Raw genomic sequence first — 1,197 nt, forward strand, 5'->3', positions numbered from 1 at the left:
GCGGTGTAGTGGGCCAGCCACCGCGAACCGGTGAGGCCGGAGATGGAGGAGAACACCACGAAGTGGCGCACCGGTGTCTCCAGCGTCAGGCGGTGCAGCAGCGCCGCGGCGTCGAGCTTGGGCGCGAACATCGCCGTGACGTCGTCGTTGGTCATCTCGCTGAGCAGGACCGGCTGGCCGGCGAATGCCGCCAGGTAGACGCCCTCCAGCGGTGGCAGGTCGGCGCCGAACCGGTCGAACAGTTCTCTCATCGCGGTTTCGTCGGTGGCGTCGGCGGCGACTGTGACGAGGGTGGTTCCCGCCGCGGCGAGGCCGTCGGCGAGCTCGCGCAACCGCTGGCCGGGGTTGCGCGACACCGCGACGATGGTCCCGGCGCCCATCCGGGCGAGTTCACGGATCAGGTGTGGGCCGATGTTTCCGGTGGCGCCGATGACCAGTTGGCTGGCGGCGGTGTCCAGCGTCACCGGTTCGGTGGGCAGCGTATGAGCGTGCAGCCGGGGCACGTGCCGCACGCCGTTGCGGTAGACGACCTGGTCCTCTCCGTCCGCCCCGGTGGTCTCGTCGAGCACCAGGCGCGTCAGCACCTGTGCGGGCACCGAGCCGTCCAGATCGATGATGCCGCCCCAGATTTCGGGGTGTTCGAGTGCGAGGGTGCGTCCCAGGCCCCACAGCGCCCCGTGTGCGGGGTTGGCGCGGTCGCCCTCGGTGGTCGGTTGGCCGTTGCGGGTGACGATGAACAGCTTCGCTGGCGTGGCGGCGGCCGCCATGGCCGCGGTGAGCCGGCGGGTGTGGTGGAACAGCTGATAGGCGACCGCGACCGACGTTCCGGAGGCGGGCGGCGCGTAGAGCACGCGGTCGACACCGTTGAGCGCCCCGTGCAGTGCCTCTTCGTCGGCGAGGGCGCCGGACTCCAGGCCCTCGATGCCGATTTGGGACCCGGCGACGCGGTCCAGTTCGCCGGTCAGCTCGGTGTCGCCCACGACCAGCCATCGACCGCCGCCGGGTGGCGGAGCATCGGGGAGCGGTCGCACGGGCCAGGCAACCCCATAGGACCAGTCATCGATCGGGGTGCCGTTGCCCCTTCGCGCAGAGCGGGTGTCCGTCGCAGCGCGGGGACTGTTGGGCCGCAACGCCGGTGGGGCGGCGGACGCGATGTCGATCCAGTGGCGGGTGTGGTGCCAGGGGGTGCCGCTGGTG

1 protein-coding gene is annotated in these 1,197 nt (G+C 71.6%); it reads right to left on the bottom strand.

From position 1 onward, the window contains the following. On the bottom strand, nucleotides 1-1,197 hold a 1,197-nt coding region (locus A9X03_RS14340), incomplete at both ends, for an SDR family oxidoreductase (protein ID WP_156746562.1).

Source organism: Mycobacterium sp. E1715, assembly GCF_001667625.1.
In the GTDB taxonomy this organism is placed as follows: Bacteria; Actinomycetota; Actinomycetes; order Mycobacteriales; family Mycobacteriaceae; genus Mycobacterium.